This window comes from Thiovibrio sp. JS02 (assembly GCF_053485635.1).
Genome location: NZ_CM130715.1, coordinates 1695591 through 1716736 on the forward strand (window position 1 = coordinate 1695591; position 21146 = coordinate 1716736).

Annotated in this window: 17 protein-coding genes, 2 pseudogenes and 1 riboswitch; of the genes and pseudogenes, 10 read left to right on the forward strand and 9 right to left on the reverse strand. The window is 57.6% G+C overall.

Annotated features, from left to right (window positions below):
• Positions 1–20: 20 nt before the first annotated feature.
• Together ACUUL3_RS07890 and ACUUL3_RS07895 are read right to left on the reverse strand one after the other, a co-directional pair.
• The gene (locus ACUUL3_RS07890; protein WP_448556164.1) at positions 21–797 is read right to left on the reverse strand and encodes an outer membrane lipoprotein-sorting protein; all 777 of its coding nucleotides are present in this window, start codon (positions 795–797) and stop codon (positions 21–23) included.
• Complete coding sequence (locus ACUUL3_RS07895) at positions 794–3034, reverse strand: peptidase U32 family protein (RefSeq protein WP_448556166.1); 2241 nt, start codon at positions 3032–3034, stop codon at positions 794–796. Before ACUUL3_RS07895 ends, ACUUL3_RS07890 begins: the two co-directional genes overlap by 4 nt.
• A 115-nt stretch (positions 3035–3149) precedes the next feature.
• A riboswitch (cyclic di-GMP riboswitch) is annotated at positions 3150–3224 on the forward strand.
• A 73-nt stretch (positions 3225–3297) separates the two neighbouring features.
• On the opposite strand from ACUUL3_RS07895, the gene ACUUL3_RS07900 reads away from it, so the two are divergent.
• Entirely contained in the window at positions 3298–3882 is a 585-nt protein-coding gene (locus ACUUL3_RS07900) for a hypothetical protein (RefSeq protein WP_448556167.1), read from the forward strand.
• 27 nt (positions 3883–3909) lie between these two features.
• Here ACUUL3_RS07900 and ACUUL3_RS07905 read toward each other — a convergent pair whose 3' ends face one another.
• The gene (locus ACUUL3_RS07905) at positions 3910–5124 is read right to left on the reverse strand and encodes an IS256 family transposase (RefSeq protein ID WP_448550836.1); all 1215 of its coding nucleotides are present in this window, start codon (positions 5122–5124) and stop codon (positions 3910–3912) included.
• 41 nt (positions 5125–5165) lie between these two features.
• On the opposite strand from ACUUL3_RS07905, the gene ACUUL3_RS07910 reads away from it, so the two are divergent.
• Positions 5166–8267, forward strand: coding sequence for an RHS repeat-associated core domain-containing protein (locus ACUUL3_RS07910; RefSeq protein ID WP_448556169.1), 3102 nt, complete (start codon positions 5166–5168; stop codon positions 8265–8267).
• A 275-nt stretch (positions 8268–8542) separates the two neighbouring features.
• Here the strand turns inward: ACUUL3_RS07910 and ACUUL3_RS07915 are convergent.
• Positions 8543–8683 (reverse strand): annotated as a pseudogene (locus ACUUL3_RS07915) (IS481 family transposase); the annotation flags it as partial.
• A 76-nt stretch (positions 8684–8759) separates the two neighbouring features.
• Here ACUUL3_RS07915 and ACUUL3_RS07920 point away from each other — a divergent pair.
• Positions 8760–9749: a transposase gene (locus ACUUL3_RS07920; RefSeq protein WP_448556171.1), complete on the forward strand. Its 990-nt coding sequence runs from the start codon at positions 8760–8762 to the stop codon at positions 9747–9749.
• A 21-nt stretch (positions 9750–9770) separates the two neighbouring features.
• Positions 9771–10208 carry an RHS repeat-associated core domain-containing protein gene (locus ACUUL3_RS07925; protein ID WP_448556173.1) on the forward strand — a complete coding sequence of 146 codons (438 nt, stop codon included), beginning with the start codon at positions 9771–9773 and terminating at the stop codon, positions 10206–10208.
• A 417-nt stretch (positions 10209–10625) separates the two neighbouring features.
• Here ACUUL3_RS07925 and ACUUL3_RS07930 read toward each other — a convergent pair.
• The 4 genes and pseudogenes from ACUUL3_RS07930 to ACUUL3_RS07945 form a co-directional block, all read right to left on the reverse strand.
• Positions 10626–11213 (reverse strand): annotated as a pseudogene (locus ACUUL3_RS07930) (IS256 family transposase); the annotation flags it as partial.
• Positions 11214–11328: 115 nt separating this feature from the next.
• Positions 11329–11985 carry a hypothetical protein gene (locus ACUUL3_RS07935; RefSeq protein WP_448556175.1) on the reverse strand — a complete coding sequence of 219 codons (657 nt, stop codon included), beginning with the start codon at positions 11983–11985 and terminating at the stop codon, positions 11329–11331.
• A gap of 86 nt (positions 11986–12071) precedes the next feature.
• Positions 12072–12656, reverse strand: coding sequence for a hypothetical protein (locus tag ACUUL3_RS07940; protein ID WP_448556177.1), 585 nt, complete (start codon positions 12654–12656; stop codon positions 12072–12074).
• A gap of 310 nt (positions 12657–12966) precedes the next feature.
• Entirely contained in the window at positions 12967–13248 is a 282-nt protein-coding gene (locus ACUUL3_RS07945) for a hypothetical protein (RefSeq protein WP_448556179.1), read from the reverse strand.
• An 82-nt stretch (positions 13249–13330) separates the two neighbouring features.
• Here ACUUL3_RS07945 and ACUUL3_RS07950 point away from each other — a divergent pair, with 82 nt between their 5' ends.
• The 6 genes from ACUUL3_RS07950 (at position 13331) to ACUUL3_RS07975 (ending at position 19520) form a co-directional block, all read left to right on the forward strand.
• Entirely contained in the window at positions 13331–13765 is a 435-nt protein-coding gene (locus ACUUL3_RS07950) for a CGGC domain-containing protein (protein WP_448556181.1), read from the forward strand.
• A gap of 145 nt (positions 13766–13910) precedes the next feature.
• Complete coding sequence (locus ACUUL3_RS07955; protein WP_448556182.1) at positions 13911–14336, forward strand: hypothetical protein; 426 nt, start codon at positions 13911–13913, stop codon at positions 14334–14336.
• Positions 14337–14430: 94 nt separating this feature from the next.
• Complete coding sequence (locus tag ACUUL3_RS07960; RefSeq protein ID WP_448556184.1) at positions 14431–15264, forward strand: hypothetical protein; 834 nt, start codon at positions 14431–14433, stop codon at positions 15262–15264.
• A gap of 36 nt (positions 15265–15300) precedes the next feature.
• On the forward strand, positions 15301–17898 hold the full coding sequence (locus ACUUL3_RS07965) for an ATP-binding protein (protein ID WP_448556186.1): 2598 nt from the start codon (positions 15301–15303) through the stop codon (positions 17896–17898).
• A 45-nt stretch (positions 17899–17943) separates the two neighbouring features.
• Positions 17944–18435 (forward strand): HAD family hydrolase, encoded by a 492-nt coding sequence (locus tag ACUUL3_RS07970; RefSeq protein ID WP_448556188.1) that lies wholly within the window; start codon positions 17944–17946, stop codon positions 18433–18435.
• Between the two features lie 134 nt (positions 18436–18569).
• Complete coding sequence (locus ACUUL3_RS07975) at positions 18570–19520, forward strand: hypothetical protein (protein ID WP_448556190.1); 951 nt, start codon at positions 18570–18572, stop codon at positions 19518–19520.
• Here ACUUL3_RS07975 and ACUUL3_RS07980 read toward each other — a convergent pair.
• Positions 19517–21079, reverse strand: a complete 1563-nt coding sequence (locus tag ACUUL3_RS07980) for a DUF3369 domain-containing protein (RefSeq protein ID WP_448556191.1) — start codon at positions 21077–21079, stop codon at positions 19517–19519. The genes ACUUL3_RS07975 and ACUUL3_RS07980 overlap by 4 nt on opposite strands.
• Positions 21080–21146: the final 67 nt, after the last annotated feature.

Here is a 21146-nt window from a genome sequence, read left to right on the forward strand (position 1 = left end):
AAAGACCATCCCCCCTTTCCCTAACGCCGCCGCAGTTCCAGCAGGGAGAAGAAGGAGTCGGGCAGGGCAAGATCAAAACGGAGCGACTCATAAACAAGCTCGGTGAACTCGCCGGGCTTGTCGGCGGGCACCACCCTGAGCACGGCGGGCAGGCGGCGGCCGCCCATCTCCTTTATATCATGGAAGACAATGGTTCTGGCCAGGATATTATCGTCATCAAAGTAGGAGGCGATGATCGGCAGGTGCTCGCCCGCGGTCACCGCCATGACGATCCTGCCCCAGACCACGGCGGCGTCCGGGTGGGGAGCAAGGGTGAACTCGATGATCTCCCGGCCGGCGCGCTCGCCCCGGAAGGTGATCGCCGGCGTATAATCGTCGGACAGCCGAGACTCCTTCACCAGATCATCGTTGGTGAAATGGCTGCCCATCCAGGAGCCCATCATCATGCTGGAGGTGAGGCGGATGGTGCGGTCGGTCTTGGGCAGATAGGTGTACATGGTGTTGCCGCTCTTGAGGCTGGCCGTGTCCTTTTCCTTGAGGGGCGAGATGATGCGGACCAGGGATTTGTCCTTGCCCTTGGACCAGGTTTCCATGACCAGGGTGCGCGTATAGTTGGCGGTCCGCACCTGCATCCGCACCAGCCCCTTGGAGGCGGTGGCCCGCCAGAGATCGTCGATCTCGCGGAGGATGGCCCGGGCCTCGGCGTCAGCGGTTGGCCCCGCCGCCGCCGGGCCTATCAGACAAACGAGCAGGAGCAGACCGGAAAAGAGGCGCACCGCCATACGCAGCAGGCTCACAGCAGCTTCCCCTGGTAGTTGAAGGTGGATTGCCTCCTGCCGCGCATGGCCCCGCTCAGTTGCTTGAAGATTGCGACCAGCTCTTCGTTGCGGGGCTTGAGATTGGAGAGATCGAGCACCGCGAAGGCCACTCCCCGGCCGGCAAGCTCGCCGGTCTGGGGCAGAAGGGAAAAGGGCTGCTCAGCCACGGCGATGGTCTGGCCCCAGCGCTGCTTGAGGATGAGCCCTTCGCCCTTGGGGCTCAGGAGCGGCGTCTCATACTTGAAAAAACTCGGCGCCAGGCGGGCGGTGAAGAGCGGCGGCCTGGCGTAGACGGTCATCCCCACCGGGATGGCGGTTTTGTGGCCGAAAAAACTGAAGAGGTTGTCGCGGTCGGTTTCGATGGCCAGCTGGCAGCCGGAAACTCCCAGGTTGGCAAGGGCCTGCGCGCTGAAACCGTTCAAGACATTGACGGTATAATCGGCAAAAAGCAGCGGCTGGCCGGCGGCGGCCTGCCCTCCCCGTCCGCCCTTGCCCCGCGGAAGATGGCCCTTCTCATTCGGCCCGGCAGAAACCGGCTTGGCAAAGAAAAGCCTCTGGCCGACATGGGCGATCTGCCAGGTGTTGTAGCCACTCCTGCGCAGGCGGTCGATGGCCTCTTCGTAAAAGGGCAGATCCGCCTCCAGAATCACCGGCGGCAATGCCCAGACCAGGCGGCGCTGATAAGGAATGAGCCGCTTCTGGTTGCGTTGCAGCTGCGCCATGGTTTCCCGGCAGAGGGTGATGATCAGCCGGGAGGGCGTTGCTGGAAATTGCAGTTTCAACAGCTCCAGGTCATCGATCCTGAGCCACCACTCCAGGGGGAACTGCGGCGCAGGCCCGCCGCCCCGCCGGCCCTGGCCACGCTCCTTACCCGCGCGCTCATCCCTGACCTTGGCCCTCACCGGGTTTTTCAGCGGGGTCTGCAGATTGTGCATCACCTGGCTGATCCGGCGCGGATCAACCAGAGCCGCCATCTTTTTCACAAAGCGACCCGGCTGGATCTCCTTGCTGCTCTGCTGGCGGCGTTCCCCCACATCCACCTTGAAGAGGCTGTCCCCTTTCTCGGTGCCCGGCGGCAGCTCAAGCTGCACATGGCTTCCGGCCACCGCCTTTTCCACCTGCTGCCTGCCCTGCCAGATCGTCTTCAGGGTAAAGGCCTGACGCTCGCCGGAGGTCTCCTGGTGCAGGCGCAACCGGTCGCCAGTGCGGATGGTTTCCTTGAGGCCGAGATGAGCGCGGCCGCCGACCACCTTGTCGATCTTACCCAGAAACAGGCCGATGTTGCCCGAGTGCTGCGGTACGATGAGATCCTCCGGCTGCGCCTTGAGAAAATAGCCGCAGGATGCCTTGCGGCCCATGGCCTGCTCGAGAAGATCCCCTGCCTCGGCAAGAGCGGCCGAATCCTCGGGCGCATCCAGGGCCAGCCGGTAGGCCTTCACCACCGAGGCCACGTACTGGGCGCTGCGCATCCGGCCCTCGATCTTGAGCGAGGTGACCCCGGCCTGCCGGAGTCGCGACAAGAGCGGCAGGCCGGAGAGGTCATTCATGGAAAAGAGATAACCGGCGGAAGCCCCAGGCCCCTTACCCTTGCCGGCCCAGGTATAGCGCCGGCGGCAGGGTTGTACGCAGCGGCCGCGCAGGCCGCTCTTGCCGCCCAGATAACTGCTGAACAGACACAGGCCGGAATAGGCAAAACAGAGGGCGCCATGCACGAAAACCTCGATCTCCACCGGGCATTGGCGGTGAATGCGGCTGATCTCCTCGATGGTCATCTCCCTGGCCAGCACCACCCGACGAAAGCCCATTTCGCTGAACTGCCTCACATTCATGGAGTTGTGCGCTCCCATCAGCGTACTGGCATGGAGGCGCAACCTGGGAAAGAACCTGCGGGCCAGGTGATAGATGCCGAGATCCTGGACGATGAGGGCGTCGGCGTCAAGCGCCTCAAGGGCGGCCAGGATCTCCACGGCCTTGGGAATCTCATCCTCCTTCATCAGGCTGTTCATGGCCAGATAGACCCTAACCCGGTTTTTGTGGGCATGGTCGAGCATGGCCGCCACTTCGGCCAGGGAAAAATGCTTGGCCAGGGCCCGGGCATTGAAAGCGGGGGCGCCGATGTAGACGGCATCGGCGCCGGCCGCCACCGCGGCCTCAAAGGCCTCGATGGTGCCGGCAGGGGCCAGAAGTTCCATTATTTGCGACGGAAGAGTTTGCATGCCCCTTTATACCGCTTTTCAGCCCCTCTTTCACGGGCTCTTTCGATTCATGGGGAAAATAAAACCCTAACACATTTTTCTCTTGACCTGACATTTTAATTCCCTTACCCTGGCAAAACGATAAAGGCAAACCCGGAGCGATCCGGGGACGCAAAGCCACGGGCCACACGCTGGTAGCCGGGTTGCCGAACGGGGGAGGAATAAAAATTGTAAGCCCGTCTTCGGCCTGAAGACGGGCTTTTTTTATCCTTGGAGGAGGGATAATGAAACGCAAACTGATCTCGTTTGCCCTCATGCTGCTCTGCATGAAAGGGCTCGCAAGCACTGCAAGTGCCGCCACTGGAACCGTCACTTTGACGTCCCACCAAAACGGATCCTTGCTCTACCTGCCAAAGTACATAAGGGTTTCCGGCACCTTTATCCTGACCGAAGACTTAACTCCCAGCGGTTATTGGCGGCTGGACAACTACTGCCAGGGGGGGACCGGCAACTACCGGGGCGACGCTTTTACCAGAAGTTCTTATATGAACACAACCCAGGCGGGCGGGGATTATGCCAAGCTTTACTGGTCCGTTGACGACGGCACCAGGCGCCAAATCGGCAGAGTTTACATCTCCGCCTATGGGCCTTCGGATCTCGGCAAGGAACAGAATTTCAGCTTCCTCCTTGATCCAAAGGCCTATGAGCTTGGTGCGCCGCATGTGTTGAAGATTTACCTGCAGGATATCTTTGGCTACAAGTGCGTTAACAACTCGGGGTATGGCATGAATCAGGGGTATGGAGAGACCATTGCCGAGCAGACCCTGACCTTTGTTTATGGTGAGCCCCCCCCGGCAGTGGGCGTGTAAAGAATTTTGTGTAAATGTTTTTTGTGATCAAAATTCCGGCAGCCTGTCTTCAAACATGATGCTGAATTGATTCAGCGCCGATTTCCAGTTTTTGATCGGCATCGTCCATCGTTTCGAAATATTCGTCAGCGCCAGATAGAGCAGCTTGAACATCGACTCGTCATTCGGAAAAGAGCCCCGGTTCTTAGTGACCTTGCGCAGGGACATGTTCAACGATTCGATGGTGTTGGTCGTATAGATCACCCTGCGGATCTCCGGAGGATAGGCAAAATACGGGATGATTCGCTGCCAGTTGTTCTGCCAGGACTGACTTATCCGAGGATGGGTAGCATCCCATTTTTCCCCGAAGCTGATCAGGTTTGCCTCGGCCTGTTCTACGGTCGGGGCGCTGTAAATCTCCTTCAGGTCGTCCGCCATTTCCTTGCGCTGTTTCCAGGAAACGAAATTCAGGCTGTGCCGCACCAGGTGCACGATGCATAACTGGACCTGGGCGGCGGGGTACGCCGCTTCGATGGCCTCCGGAAAACCCTTGAGCCCATCGACACAGGCGATCAGGATATCCTTCACGCCCCGATTTTTCAGCTCGGTCAGGATGGCCAACCAGAACTTGGCGCCCTCGGTCTCGGCGGCCCACATGCCGAGAACCTCCTTCACCCCAGTCATCGTCACGGCAATCGCCAGGTAGACGGCCTTCTTGATGATCTGGCCGTTGTGCTTGACCCTGATCCGCACCGCATCCAGATAGACGATGGGGTAAACATCTTCCAATGGCCGGTTCTGCCAGAGCCGGACCTCTTCCGTGACGGCGTCGGTCACTTGGGAGATCAGGGTCGGTGAAATCTCAACGCCGTAAATCTCCTCCAGATGGCTCTGGATATCACGGGTGGTCATCCCACGGGCATACATGGAGATGATCTTGTCATCAAACCCCTTGAAGCGGGTCTCTCCCTTGGGAACGATGATCGGCTCGAAGGAGCCGTTCCGGTCACGGGGAACCGCGACGTCAATCTCGCCAAAATCTCCCTTGAGCTTTTTCTTGTAGCTGCCGTTTCTGGAGTTGCCGCTGTTTTTCCCAGCCGGAGCGTTCCGGGGATAGCCGAGGTGATCGGTTATCTCGGCCTGCATGGCCCGCTCCAGCAGGGCCTTGGTCAGTTGTTTCAGTATGCCGTTCTCGCCGATCAGGTCTTCCGGCTTTTTGTAATCCGCAATCAATTGGTCAAGCAATTCTTTGGAAATGGCCATATCTCTCTCCTTGGTTGGGGGCGAACTTTTCTACCCCCGGAATGGCCATTTACACAATCCTTTTTACACCCTCGGACAAGAACAACAATACTATTTCACTCGTCTACAACGCCGGCAAGCTCGCCATGCTCACCGGCCCCAACGGCGAGGAGCTTGCCTTTGCCACGGACTCGGCAGGCCGCATCACCGCCTTGAACACGGCCGGCAAAACCACCAGCCTCGCCTACGACAGCAACAACAACCTCACCTCCATCAGCGATGCCGCAGGCCAGACCACCACCTACAGCTACGACAGCACCCATAACCGCATCGCCAAGACCAACCCGGCAGGCGAGACCAGCAGCTATACCTATGACGACAAGGATCGGATCGTCGCCACCGTCAACAGCGCGGGCGAAACCCGAGGCATCAAGTATGTGAGCGCCACGGTCACCAGATTTATCGACCCGGCCGGCAATGCCACCGAGTACACCATCGACGACAAGCAGAACATCACCCAGAAAAAGGACGCGGCCGGCAACATCACCAGCAACACCTGGGACGATGCCGGCAACAAAACCTCTATGACCGACGCCTCGGGCACGGTGAGCATGACCTACGACAGCAATGGCAACATGCTCTCCCGCACCGACCAGATGGGCCAGATCAGCAGCTATACCTACAACCAGCAGGGCCAGGTCACCAGCCTCACCAACCCTGAGGGGCTTGTCACCACCTTTGCCTACGATGCAAACGGCAACCTCATTGCCATGACCGACGCCCTGGGCAACACCACCGGCTATACCTACGACGGCCAGGGCCATATCGTCACCATCACCGACGCCTTGGGCAGGGTGACCAGCCTCGGCTACGACAGCCAGGGCAATATCGCCTCCTTCACCGACCCGGCAGGCACTGTCACCACCTTTGTCCATGATGCCGACGGCAATATGATCGCCATGACCGATGCCTTAGGCAACACCACCACCTTCAGCTATGATGCCTTGAACCGCATGCTCGCCATGACCGATCCCAAGGGCCAGACCACGAGCTTCCAGTACGATGCCCTGGGCAACCGGGTGGCAGTGACCGACGCCAACGGCAACCAGACCCGCTACCAGTACGACCACAACCAGAGGGTCACCAGCATCATCGATGCCCTGAGCCAGGTAACCGGCATCGCCTACCTGGCCGGCAGCAAGACCCTGCCGCAATCCCTCACCGACGCCAAGGGCCAGGTCACCAGCTTCAGCTACGACAGCCTGGGCCGCCTTGCTCAGGAGACCGATCCCCTGGGCCGGAAGACCACCTATCAGTACGATGCCAAGGGCAACCTGATCGCCCGCACCGACAGCAAGGGCAACACCATCACCTACAGCTACGACGCCCTGGGCAGGCTTACGCAAAAGCTCTTTCCGGACGGCGGCAGCGAGGCCTTCACTTATGATGCTTCAGGCCGCCTCACCTATGCCGCCAACGAACATATCGGCTATGCCATGACCTACGATGCCCTGGGCAGGCTCATCACCATCACCGACTCCAACAAGCGCACCATCACCTACGAGTACGACAAGCTCGGCAACCGCACCAAGATGATCATGCCCGACGGCGAGAAGGTTGCCTACACCTACGACAACGTGGGTCGCCTGGCCAAGATCGATTCTTTTCTGGACGCTTTCGCCTTCAGCTACGACAGCCTGGGACGCCGCACCGGCCTTGACTTCCCCAACGGTGTAACCACCGGCTACAGCTACGATCCCGTAGGCCTGCTCACCGAGATCATCACCAAAGGCGGCCGCCACGGCGAGGTGCTGGGCTCCTTCAGCTACAGCCACGATGCGGTGGGCAACCGCCTGAGCAAGACCATGACGGGCGGCCAAGGCTTTGGCTTCGGTCATCACGACCATCGTAATGATGCAGAGCGCTTTGACTACACATACGATGCCGTCTACCAGCTCATCGAGGCGCAGGCTGTAAGGGAAGGCAGGCATCATGAAAGGGAGATCCGCCATCAATCAGAGGACTATACCTACGATGCGGTGGGCAACCGGGTAACCGGCCCGCTCTGGAACGACATGTACACCCACAACGCGGCCAACCAGCTGCTTACAAGCAAACGCTACCTTTACAGCTACGATGCCAACGGCAACCTGATCGCCAAGGAGAAGGATCATGGCCGGGAGCGGGACAGCTGGACCTACGAGTACGACTACGAGAACCGGCTGGTCAAGGCAATCCGGGCGGAGCGGGACGGGATCAAGACCGTCTCCTTCAAGTACGATCCCTTTGGCCGCAGGATCGAGAAAAAGGTGGAGGAGGTCGAGGACGGCCGGCTTGAGAGCAAGACCTACGCCTATGTCTACGACAACGAGGACATCATCCTGGAGATCAAAAGCGGCGGCAAGGATGAGGATGGCGATAACGACGGCGGCCGCAAGGGCGGCTGGCTGAAGCACTGGCAAAAACGGGTTGCAAAGCCCGCGATCAGCCGCTTTGTGCACGGCCCGGGCATTGACGAGCCCCTGGCCATGGAACAGAAGGGCAGGACCTTTTTCTACCATGCCGACGGCCTGGGCAGCATCGTAAGCCTTACCGATGCCAAGGGCCATGTGGTACAATCCTACCAATACGACTCCTTCGGCAACATGCAGCACCACGGCGGCGAGGTGAAGCAGCCCTATGCCTACACCGCCAGGGAGTGGGATCAGGAGACCGGGTTGTACTTCTACCGGGCTAGGTATTATGATCCCCAGGTGGGGAGGTTTATCTCCAAGGATCCCATTGGGTTTAATGGGGGGATAAATGTTTATGCGTATGTTAAAAATAATCCTACAAATTACGTTGATCCATTGGGTTTGATTTCCTCTGAAGAAGAATTTTTTATGGAATTAGATAAAACTTTTGCCCCTGTGATAGAGGGGATGAACGATGCATTTGATCAAGCCATAGAAGGCATATCTGCCATTCTTCCTTATGCTGTTGGTCTTGGCACGACAGCTTGTACAGGCAATCCTACGTTAGGGACTACAGCAACGTGGATAACGGAAAATGCATTATCTTTCGCCGAAGATGGCACAATATCACCAGACTTCATATTTGGAACAACTGACAATCCAGGAATTGCGAATGCCCCTACTCACAAATTCGACTTTAAAAACAAATGAACATAAAAGATATAGCAATTGTCACATTATTGATAATAATAATCCCAATTATTCCTTCTCTTTTATACACAAAGCTTAGAAAAAAATTGGGAAACACCTACTTTATACTGTTAATGCTATTACTAACTGGACTATTTATATATATAGTTCAGTATATTTCAAAATAAACAACTACTCCAATAGGGAAAAAATAAATGAAAAAGTGGACAGATCTATTTTCTGTCTGTACAGAGATAGTATTCACCTGACACTGCCGCCCTTGGCTGGGTGATGGATTACGCAGCTTTTTTTGTTTCCAGTTTTTTCTGTTTTTCGTTCTTTGGCAACTCGTCAGTAAAAGCCTGGCACGGGGTGCGGCCGTTCATGTTGCGGCCCTGGTGCGTACGTTCCGTATTGTAGATTTTGAGGTAAGCATCGGTAGCCAAAAAACTGGGGAGATGGGGTCAAATCTTTATCCTTGACACTACTCCTCCCCTCCTCTAGCATCTTGGTATGGCACGACCTCTTCGCATCGAATATCCAGGCGCGCTTTATCACGTTACCAACCGGGGCAATGAGCGCAAACCCATCTTCAAGGACGACACGGACCGGCAGGAGTTCTTAGAACTCCTCGCCCGCTCCCTGGCCATATACTCGGTCAAGCTCTACAGCTTTGTCCTGATGAGCAACCATTTTCATCTGCTGGTGGAGACCCCCTTGGGGAATCTCAGCCAGTTCATGCGCCACTTCAACATCAGCTACACCTCGGCCTTCAATCGACGCCACCGCCGGTCCGGCCATCTCTACCAGGGAAGATACAAGAGCTTTCTGGTGGATGGGGATGCGTACCTCTCCATGGTATCCCGCTATATCCATCTGAACCCGGTTAAGATCGGCAGCAACACGAATAAGCCGCTCGCCGAGCAGCTCGATATCCTTTGGGCCTACAAATGGAGCAGCCTGCCGGGATTTGTCTCTCTAAACAAACGATGGCCGTTCGTGGATTACCCGGTGATCCTCGCGGAGTTCGGCGGCGACACCGCCACCGGGCGAACGAAATACAAAAAGCAGATTGCCGCAGATCTGGCGGAAGGCCTGCCGGTGAAGGAACGGATCGTCGGGCAGAGCCTCTTGGGCAGCGATGATTTTGTGCAACGGATCAAAAACACATATCTTGATGCGGCAACGGCCCGGGAGCAACCAGCTCTTGCCAAAGTGCGAAAATATCTGGCCCAGGACGTTATCCTGGATGGGATCTGCAAGGTGACGGAAAAAAACAGGAAAGAGATATTGCATACCACAGGGCCGTTGCGCCAGATGGCCATGGATCTGCTCTACCGGTTGGGCGGGATGAAGAATCCTGAGATCGGGAGGCTGATGAGGGTGGATTACAGCACCGTCAGCCAGGGAAGAAAGCGATTTTGGCAACGGCTTGATAGGGATAAGCAGCTGCAAACCATATACGGCAAAGTGGAAGCGCTACTGTCAAGGATAAAGATTTGACCCCCAACCACCTTCGGCAACATGCAGCACCACGGCAACGAGGTGAAGCAGCCCTATGCCTATACCGCCAGGGAGTGGGATCAGGAGACCGGGTTATATTTTTACCGGGCAAGGTATTATGATCCGCAGGTCGGGAGGTTTATAAGCAAGGATCCGATTGGGTTTGAGGGAGGGGTTAATGCTTATGCGTATGTCAAAGGAAACCCGGTTAATGCGGTTGATCCCAGAGGACTCAAAGATACAGTAACGGAGTATTGGGAAAAAACATGTGGCAAGTTGCCGTCAGCTAGGGACCGTTGTGAATGCAGATGTCAAATCGCCACAGATTTTAATGGTTGTCTTGAGAGGTGTACGGATTGCTTCTCCTCAAGCAAACTCTCTTCTAAAGATTTATGCATGTGTCAGTGTAAGGCATTAGGAGGAAATGAAAACTGTGAATGTGTTTGTGGTGGCAAGTAAAATTAGATACATTGTGATGAAGAACAGTTACGTCATTCTTTTTCTTTTGGTTATCACGAGTTGTTCAACAATACTCCATGATGATAGACTGGTAGGGATATTTGTATCAGACAAACAGGAAACTTTAACATACCTCAAGAAAACAGGAAATTATACACAAGAACACCTAGATCGCATCAGTCAGTTACTGGGAAAGATGAAAATCACCTACCATAACAATAATATTGCAATTATTGAAATGGATGGAGAGAATAGAAAAGAAAAATTTATAGTTGTCGAGGTATTACCAGATCATACAACTGTAGAGTTTAACCAATCAAATCAATACAAAATATTATTTGAAGACGATGGATATTGGATAATAGGTGGTATTATGCCGCCTCCATATATGGAAAAATTCAAAAAGATTGAGTGAAACCCAGTCATCGTCACGGCAATCGCCAGGTAGACGGCCTTCTTGATGATCTGGCCGTTGTGCTTGACCCTGATCCGCACCGCATCCAGATAGACGATGGGGTAAACATCTTCCAATGGCCGGTTCTGCCAGAGCCGGACCTCTTCCGTGACGGCGTCGGTCACTTGGGAGATCAGGGTCGGTGAAATCTCAACGCCGTAAATCTCCTCCAGATGGCTCTGGATATCACGGGTGGTCATCCCACGGGCATACATGGAGATGATCTTGTCATCAAACCCCTTGAAGCGGGTCTCTCCCTTGGGAACGATGATCGGCTCGAAGGAGCCGTTCCGGTCACGGGGAACCGCGACGTCAATCTCGCCAAAATCTCCCTTGAGCTTTTTCTTGTAGCTGCCGTTTCTGGAGTTGCCGCTGTTTTTCCCAGCCGGAGCGTTCCGGGGATAGCCGAGGTGATCGGTTATCTCGGCCTGCATGGCCCGCTCCAGCAGGGCCTTGGTCAGTTGTTTCAGTATGCCGTTCTCGCCGATCAGGTCTTCCGGCTTTTTGTAATCCGCAATCAATTGGTCAAGCAATTCTTTGGAAATGGCCATATCTCTCTCCTTGGTTGGGGGCGAACTTTTCTACCCCCGGAATGGCCATTTACACAATCCTTTTTACACCCTCCTGATTTGCATTGTGTGCTCCTTGATGCTACGCTGCCGAGGGTTACCCCTCCCCCAGTATTTCCATCAATTCAAGCATACGAGGGTTGCTTTCAAGTCGCCCCTGCATACTTTGCCGAATTTTTTCACTGTTTTCGTTGTCGAGCAGCACTTTCTTGTAATAGTCGGCCGGCGAATTGACTCCATTTTCCTCCAGGGCTTCACGATAATAGGTGCGCAAGGAATTTGTGTATTCCGAGATTTCCGCTTCAAACTGCCTGGAGAATTCATCCTTTGCCAACCTGCTCTGATGGTCGGGGTCATTATGGAGATAATTTTTGATCTGTCGCCGATCCTCGTTCGACAGCGAGTTGTCTTGGGTCAACCCTTCGACCATATTCCAAAAACCATGATCTACCCAAGGGCTTACGACCAAGGCGTCAGGTACATAATCGCCAAACCAGGAGGGAAGCGAAAAGGCCTCCAGAGGGAGTGCCGCATCAGTAAAGGCGCCATTGGTTTGACCGGAAATATTTTTTCCCCGGCCATCAAGCCCGGTTCCGGCCTTTTCCGCCATCAACCTGCCTTCCTCAGAAATCTTCAGCGTATATGCCGCTGAAGATTGGGGTGCCGCCGGCACAGCAACCGACATTGAGGCCGCGCCCTGGATATATGATTCCCACCCTGCTCTCCCCGCCGACTGGACAGTTGCAATACTCATCTTCAAACCTCCTAACCGATTAACGCATTAACGCGACAGCGGAACCACCCGCAGAGGCATTCCATCCTGGTTTCGGCCGATACGGCTCAGGCGTAGGTGGCCGAAGTATCCAGCAGGCCGTGGCTGAATGCAAAATTCACCTGAGCGTCATGGCCGCCTTCAAATAAAGAGCCATAGCGGCCAACGGCCTGCTGGGCATTTTGAGCGTATGCTTCGGCAAATTCCTGGTGCTTTTTAGCCGCTTCCAGCAGACCTGCGCTGGCGGACATCCTTCTGAAGGTATTAGCCAGTTCCTCGTCGGCATTGACTGCCTCGGCCAATGCCTGCGCTTTGTCCTCAGCGCCCGACACGAGAATCTTGCCGTCATAATCAACACTGAGCTGCATCTCCGTATCGGCATTGATTCCCAGCGCACTGTACAGCCCCTTCATTTTCTCTTCGACAAGACGGGCATCTTCGCGGAGTCGAGCCTCAATGTCGGCGAGAGAAATACTTCCGCCATTGGGGGTCTTGCCAATCAGGGCCGACACCGTGCGGCCGGCCTGGGAAATCGTAATTCTGTCCCCCATGCCGGCAACCTCCCGGCCTGCGCCTTGCGTTTGTTCCGCCTTGGTCGCTTGTATATTTCCTGTCGCGGCCAGAAAACCCGTACTCTTCACAGGTGTAATCATCTTTGCCTCCCCCTCATGTGGGCCTGAACAAACTGTTGATGTGTAAAATACTTCATTTGCTGCATGCAAAAGATATACCAAGCCAACAAAGAGTTGCCGCATGCTGTTTTTCAAGCGTAAGCAAGCGACTATAGGGAAATCCATTTGCCTGAACATTCGGAGAGCCACGGGAATTTTATGCAGCCTTCTCTAGCTGACCGGAAAATAGTGGGTATCGCAGAGAGCATGCGGGGAAATTTTTTCCGACCACTCACCCACAGCAAACGGCAGGCTATGCCGCCAGGGGGTAGGAGTTACGTGGACAGTATATTTAATTGGCTTGCCGCACCATGTCACCCGGCGGGGAAATCGCCGCCAGCAGACTTTCTTCTGCGATGACGACCATCGGGAATACCTCGACCTGATGGCCCAATGATGCGGCAAATGTGGCGTGCAGACCTGGGCCTGGTACCTGATGCCCAACCATGCGCACCTGATCGCACGTTGCCTGTGCCCTTGTAGGCGGTGCGGTCGGAATGTTTCGTTCTACTATTTTGGAATAATGGCTTGGCCTGATTTTCCGCTGCGCAAGATAGAAAAAGGCTGTTCTCAACCATTTCCTTGATGGTAAAATCTACTGCATCGCCCAGGAGCAAAGTGCTCGGCCCGGAATTAAAAAATCACAAGGAGTGGCCATGGCCAGAATCGGCATACTTACCTGCTCAAACGCCACGCAGGATCTGGGATGTTCCTCGGTAAGCTGCCTTGCCGACTTCAGGAAACGCAAAGGCGCCTTTGCGCGCTATCCCCAGGAGGAAAAGCTTACCCTGGTCGGCATCATCAACTGCCCGGGATGCCCCACCCTGACCGGCCCGGACAAACTGCTGACAAGGATACGCTCCTTAACCGAGTTCAGGGTTGACGCCATCCATTTTACGTACTGCATGAAGGCCTTGTGCCCATTCAAGGAAAAATACCGGAAGGCTCTTGAGGAGCGCTTTCCTGACCTGGAAATTGTCATCGGCACCCACGAAGAGCATGTAACTCCGGAAGAATACCGGGAACGAGTCAAAAAACTCTTCTCTCAGCCCTGGAAATCGATGACCGATGTCATCCTGGACCGGGACTGACACCCGACGCGGCCCGCGGGCAGGGCGCGACCCGGCTTTGTCCGATGCCCGGGAACGCACACAAACTGTTTGACAATGGAGCGGGTTCTGGCAAAGTAATGGAGTCAGGGCTCGGAAACAGCCGACCAGAAATAACGGGGGGACCATGCAGCAAGACAGCGCAGCCGGCAACAAACGCGAAGAAAACCCACAAACGCTCCTGAATGGCCGCGAATCCCCCGTCCTGCTCATGCAGGCGGAGCCAAGACAGGTCGTAACCGCCAATGCAGAGGCGTGCGCATTATTCGCCAAGGATCTGGCAAAAATTGAAGGGCATAGAGGAGGCCAGGTTTTCGACTGCCTCCACTCGTTTAGCGAAGCCGGTTGCGGCAAGGACCCCAACTGCGAGAATTGCAAAATCAAAGCCGCGGTGCTGGAAACCTTTGCAAGCGGACAGGCGCGGGCCGGGATCGAGACAGTTCTCGATATAAAAAAGCAAAACGCCGTCATTCCCTATGCGATGCGGGTAGCAACGGAAAAAACCGGTGATTTTGTCCTGTTGACCATTGAGCGATACGAGAAAAAAACCTGACCCCCTCCCCGGCGCCGCACCTGGAAATTCCGCGCTATTTTTTCGCGAAAACGCGGAATCGGACACCCAACCCCCGCATAGTGGCGAAAATACCATGGATGAAGACAAGAAAAGCTACAAGGTGCAACTCACCATCGCGATCATCGGCCTGATCGGCGCACTGGCGACCGCCATCTTCGGCAACTGGGACAAGCTTTTTCCCGTTGACACGCCGGCCTCGCCACCCCGGGCGGCGAGGGACATCCGCGGGGAGCAGAAGCTCGCCGAAAACCGGCAGGAGGAGCCCTTCGAGGTAACCGTCTACTATTTCCCCAACCGGAAAGAACATGCCTACGCCTTAAGCAATTTCCTGACCCACCAAGGCCATCTGGTCAACCTGCAGCCGGCCTCCACCTTCCCTCCCCTGGAAAAGGAACGGCTGACTCCCACCTACCTCTTTTTTAATCCGGATGAGCACACCCGCGCATTGGCATTAAAAATGACGATGGAGAAAAATCTCGGCCACGTCATCAACGCCTACAGATCCGAGCCGCCCATGAACGCGCTCTCCGTGCGGCTGGTCCTCACCGAGGCCGAGACCGGCGGCACGGTCCCGCCGGACCGCGCCGAACCACGGGGCGAAGGACCGTTCCAGATAACCGTCTACTATTTTCCCGGCCGCAAGGATGACGCCTACGACCTGAGCAATTTCCTGACCAAACAGGGGCATCTGGTCAATCTGCAGCCGGCTTCCACCTATGCGCCCCTGGAAAAGGAGCGCTTCACCCCAAGTTACATATTTTTCGAAAAGGCCGGCTTTTCCCAGGTGATGGCCATGAAGGCGGTGATGGAAAAGAACGTCGGCCACGCGATAAACGCCTACGAATCCGAGCGCACCGGCAACCCCCTGGAGATGCGGCTGGTTCTCACCGAGGCCGAGGAACGATGACCGCGGCCCGGGAGCGGGAGAAGGCGACAGGGATGAATGCACTCCGGTAATACCAACGAGCTTGTCATGGCCATCAGCAGAAAGATTTTCCTCTCCTTGTCACGGAAGTTCCCCGGCTTGCCGGCAATCCTGATCCTGCCGTTTCTGCTCCCCGCCGCCGCCATTGCCGACCCTCCCCGGGAGCGGCCGCTGGTTCCGGCGGAAATCGATCCGGCCCCGAGCGGCCTCGATTCCGACGGCCCCCTCCCCCACCCTGCCGGCCCCCGCAAGATCAGGGTCGGCCTCTATGAAAACAAACCCAAGATCTTCAGCGACGAAAACGGGCGGGCTTCCGGCATCTTCGTGGGCATTCTCGACGCCATCGCGCAGGAAGAGCACTGGGAAGTGACCTATGTACCGTGCAAATGGCACGAATGTCTCGCAGACCTTGAAAAGGGCCGCCTCGACCTGATACCGGATGTCGCCTTTTCCCAGGAACGGGACCTTCGATTCGATTTTCACCAGGAAGCGGTCCTCGATAGCTGGTCGCAGGTCTATGCGACCGGCCAAAAGCCGGTGGAACGCTGGGCCGACCTGAACGGGCGGCGGGTCGCCCTGCTCAAGGATTCGATTCAGCGCGCGGCCCTGGGGCAGATGATGAACGGGCTCGGCTACGACATTGCCATGGTCGAGACGGACTCCTATGAAAAAGCCTTTGCCCTTGCGGCCGACGGCGCTGTCGACGCGGTTGTCGCGAACCACTTTTTCGGACACTGCTATTACCAGGAGTACGGGCTGAAAATGACGGCCATCGTTTTCAATCCGGCCTCGTTGTATTTTGCCACCGACCAGGATGCCAACCCCGATCTGCTGGCGGCCATCGACCGCGGCCTGCGGGCGATGAAATCCGAAGCCGGCTCCGTGTATTACAGGGAGTTGGCCCGCTGGCTGGAGCGGCCGCCCAGGCCGGTGGTGCCGCGCTATCTCCTTTGGCTGATCGGCGGAACCACCGGCCTGCTCGCCCTGGCGTCCGGGGCGATTTTCCTGCTTCGCCGGCAGGTGAAGAGCAGAACCAGACATTTGCTCCGCGCCAATGAAACGTTGCGCGAAAGCGAAGAAAAATTCCGCAGCCTTTTCCAGAACCATCCGGTGGTCAAGCTCATCATCGATCCCGAGAACGGCAGGATCGTTGAAGCAAACAGGGCGGCGGTCGATTTTTACGGCTGGCCCGCGGAACAGCTGCGGCGGCTGCGGCTCCAGGACCTCGATCCCCCTGCCGCCGGTCAGGTCGAAGCGGAAATGGCAAAGGCAAGGACCGGGCAGCGCTTTCATTTCGAGTTTCGCCACCGGCTGGCCGACGGCTCGCTCAGGGACGTGGAGGTGCTGGCCGGCAGGATCGAGATCAGGGGCAAGATGCTGCTCCATACCATCATCCGCGACATCACCGACCACCGCAAACTGGAGGAGCAATACCGCCAGGCCCAGAAAATGGAGGCCGTGGGCAGACTGGCCGGCGGAGTGGCCCATGATTACAACAATATCCTCAGCGTCATCATCGGCTACGCCGAACTGGCCCTGGAGAAGACCGGGCCCGCAGATCCGTTGCGGGCGGATTTGCAGGAGATCCACACCGCGGCCATACGCTCAAGGGATATCACCCGGCAGCTGCTGGCCTTTGCCCGCAAGGAGACCATCGCGCCGGTGCTGCTCGACCTGAACGCGGCGGTGGCAGGCCTGCTCAACATTCTCCGGCGCCTCATCGGGGAAGACATCGACCTGGACTGGCGGCCCGGCCCCGGGCTGTGGCCGGTTCTGCTGGACCCCTCCCAACTCGATCAGATCCTGGCCAACCTGTGCGTCAACGCCCGGGACGCCATCGCCGACGTGGGCAGGATCACCATCGAAACGGGGACGGTTACCTTCGACGCCTCGTATTGCGCCGACCATGCAGGGTTTGTCCCGGGTGATTTCGTGCTGCTGGCGGTGAGCGACAACGGCTGCGGCATGGATCGCGGTACCCTGGACAAGATTTTCGAGCCGTTTTTCACCACCAAATGCGCAAAAAACGGCACCGGCCTGGGGCTGGCCACCGTCTACGGCATCGTCAAGCAGAACAACGGGTTCATCAATGTCTACAGCGAGCCGGGCCAAGGCACCACCTTCAGGATCTATCTGCCCGGCCAAACCGGCGAAATGTCCAGGGAACCGCTGCTCGCGGTCGAGACGTGCCAGGCGGGCAACGGCGAAACCCTGCTGGTGGTGGAGGACGATATCGCGATCCTCGGACTGGTCGAAAAAATGCTCACCAAACTCAACTACAGGGTTTTGCCCGCCGGCACCCCCTCCGAAGCGCTGCTGTCCGCCGAGGCGCACGGCAGCGAGATCTCCCTGCTGCTCACCGATGTGGTGCTGCCGGAGATGAACGGCCGGGAACTGGCGGAAAAACTGAAATCCCTCTGCCCCGGGGTCAAGTGTCTGTTCATGTCCGGCTATACCGCCAACGTCATCGTGCACAGGGGCGTGCTGGACAAGGGTATCCATTTTATCCAGAAACCATTCTCGGGCAAGGATCTGGCCGACAAGATCAGGGCCGTGCTCGCGGAGAGCGCGGACCCCATCCGAGAAAAGGAAGGAGACCCTGAAGGCGCGGATTAGACGGAGACGCCGCCACGACCCGCACGGCCAATGGACGGAAAGCGCATGAAAACCCTGCATTATCTCTTTGACTGGGGCAACACCCTGATGGCGGTCCTTCCCGGCTACGCAGGGCCCATGTGCGACTGGCCCGAGGTTGCCGCCATGCCCGAGGCAGTGCCCACCCTGCAACGGTTGAGCCGCGTGGTTCCCTGCCACCTCGCCACCAATGCCGGGGATTCCGATGAAGCCCGGATCCGGGCGGCGCTGGCCAGGGTCGGCCTGGACAGGTACATCAGCAACATCTATTGCCTTGGCAAAACCGGCTCCCCGAAGCCCGAGCCGGCGTTTTTCGCCTTCATCCGCAACCATCTGCGGGTGGAACCCTCCTCCCTGCTCATGGTCGGAGACAGCCTGCACGACGACGTGCTCGGCGCCCAACAATGCGGCCTGCGGGCAATCTGGTACAATCCCGGCAAGGCCCCGGTCCCCGAGGGCGTGATGGCCATCGACACCCTGGGCAGGCTCGTCCGGAGCCCCGCGGACGCCCGTCCTTGACTCCCGGTCGGGCCGGAACCCTCCAACTTTTCATTGACAAAGCAGCCCCTTTTTTTCATAGAGTCAGGCAGTGGCAATCCTCCCCATCCCTGAACCGCCCGGCCCCGACCGGCCAAGACCGCGAGAAACCAGCCATGCCGCCAGCCTACCGTTCGAGCCTCATCAATCTGCAGAACATCGATTTTCAGGATACCAGCAACTCCCTGGCCCCGGAAGGCGCCCTCGCCCCCTCGGCGCGACTCATGGAATCGGTCCGGCGGGCGGGCATCCTCCATCCGCCCATCCTCAAGGAAGAGGAAACCGCCATGCTGCGGATCGTTGCCGGCCGCAGGCGCCTGCTGGCCGCCCAGCAGACCCTCCGGGCAAGCTCCTGCGTCTGCCTTGTCCTGCCCGCGGAGGCCACGGCGGCGGAAACCCTGGCCGTGAGCCTGGAAGACACCCTGCTCCGCGGCGAGGTAAGCGTGATCGAGCAGGCGATCTTTTTTGCCAAGATGCTTGAGCAGGCCGGCGAGGCCGCTGCCTGCGCCTTTCTGCCGGCAATCGGCCTCGAACCCCACCCGGTGAACATGCGAAAGCTCCTCAGACTCCTCGACCTTGAGGAGCACCTGCTCCTTGCCCTGCATCAGGGCTTTCTCCACGACGGGGTGGCCAGGGAGCTTCTGAACTGCAGCTTCACCGACCGCATGTCGCTTTTTGAGGTGATGGATCTTTTGAAACTGAGCGTCAGCAACCAAAAGAAGCTCACCGCGGGCTGCCGGGAGCTGGCCGCCCGCACGGGCGGCTCGGTGATGGCTATTCTCGGCCAGAAGGCGGTGCGGGAGATTATTGAACAGCCGGAGATGAACGTGCCGCAGAAAGCCGCCAGGCTCATGCAGTGGCTGGGCGAGCAGCGCTACCCGCGGCTCTATGAGGCGGAGCTCGACTTCCGCCACTTTGCCGCCTCGCTGAGGCTGCCCCAGGGCGCAAGCCTCAGCCACTCGCCCTCCTTTGAGCAGGATCGGCTGGAACTCATCCTCCCCTTCAGGGACCGGGAGGAGCTGGCCGGGGTCTGGCCGGAAATGCGCCGGGCCCTCATGGGCGACTAACCGGCCAGGCTGTTTTTGATGGAAAGGATCTGCTTGAAGTTGGCGAGAAAGATATCCACCAGCACCGGATCGAAATGGCGACCGCGCTCCTTGCGGAACAGGGCGAGAATGTCCTCCATCTCCCAGGCCTTCCGGTAGCTGCGGTCGTTGCAGAGGGCGTCGAAAACATCGGCGATGGCGGTGATCCGCGCGCTGATATGGATATCCTCCCCTTTAAGCCCCTTGGGATAGCCGCTGCCGTCAAACTTTTCGTGGTGCTGCACCGCGATGACGATGGCGGTCCTGATGATCTCCCGGTCGGAAAGCCCCAGCATCTCCTGGGCCCGCAGGGTATGGCTCTTCATGATCTCGAACTCTTCGCTGGTCAGGGGGCCGGGCTTGTTGAGGATGGCGTCGGGGATGGCAACCTTACCGATGTCATGCATGGAGGCGGCCAGGCGGATGGTCTCCGCTTCCCGCTGGCTCAAGCCGTACCTGTCGGCCAGCAGCCGGCAGTATTCCGCCACCCGCTGTACATGGTTGCCGGTCTCCACCGAGCGCATCTCGGCAAGCTCCCCCAGGGTATAGATGATCTCCTTCTGGGTGCCTTCGATCTCCTGGTTGAGAAGCACGTTTTCATAGGCGACCTGCACGTTGCCGCAGAAGACCTCGATCATTTTCCGGTCCATCTCGCTCAACTCCCGCCAGCCCTCGAGGTAGATGACCGTCTCCTCTCCCCCTTCGCTGCAGAAATATCCGACATAGCGGTTCTCCCGGCAGATGGACCGCTTCTCCGCCGCCACCAGGGCGACATCGGCAAGGACCGCCGGCGGCAGGCTGTTCTGCGCCTCGGCGTCGATATAGGGCTCGTAGCTGCCGGTGGCGGCAAGAACCTTGAGGTTGCCCCGGACGTTGCGCACCGCCAGCCCCGAGGTCTGGCAGTAAAGGGCGTTCTCGCTTAGATGGAGGATGGAAACCAGCTGGGTCAGCACCCCGCAGGCCAGATTCTTGATGGAGCGCAATTTGCAGATATAGGTGGCCGCGTCGATGATCTTTTCAAGGCCGCGGCGGTTGGCGTCGATGGTGAGGATATCCCGGTAGGAGCGCAGGGAGGCCACCATGGTGGTGAAGAGCTTTTCCGCGGTGAGTTCGGTCTTTTCCTTGTAATCGTTGATGTCGTAGTCGACGATGACCCTTTCGGCCGGGGCCTGACCGGGCTGGCCGGTGCGGAGGATGATGCGCACAAAGGCATTCTTGAGGGTTTCCCTGATGTGGCGCACCACCTCGAGGCCGGCGTCGTTCTTCTCCATGACCACGTCGAGCAGGACAATGGCCGTATCGGGATGCTCGGCAATGAGCTGTTTCGCCTCTGCGCCGCTGTAGGCATGCAGCAGGGACAACCCTTTGTTCTCGTAGAAGAAATCCTTGAGAACCAGCTTGGTGACGGCGTGGACCTCCTCCTCGTCGTCGACAATCATTACCTTCCAGCTCTTTGCCGGGCCGGCCGGCCGGGCAGGCCCCGGTGACTGGGGGGGCTCGCCGCCCTCCGGCTCGTCGGCAAAGACAAGCTCATCATTCATGATATCTTGCCTCAACAGGATCTTGAAAAAAGCCTCTCCGGCTTTCCTCAATCACGCGCGCGCGGGA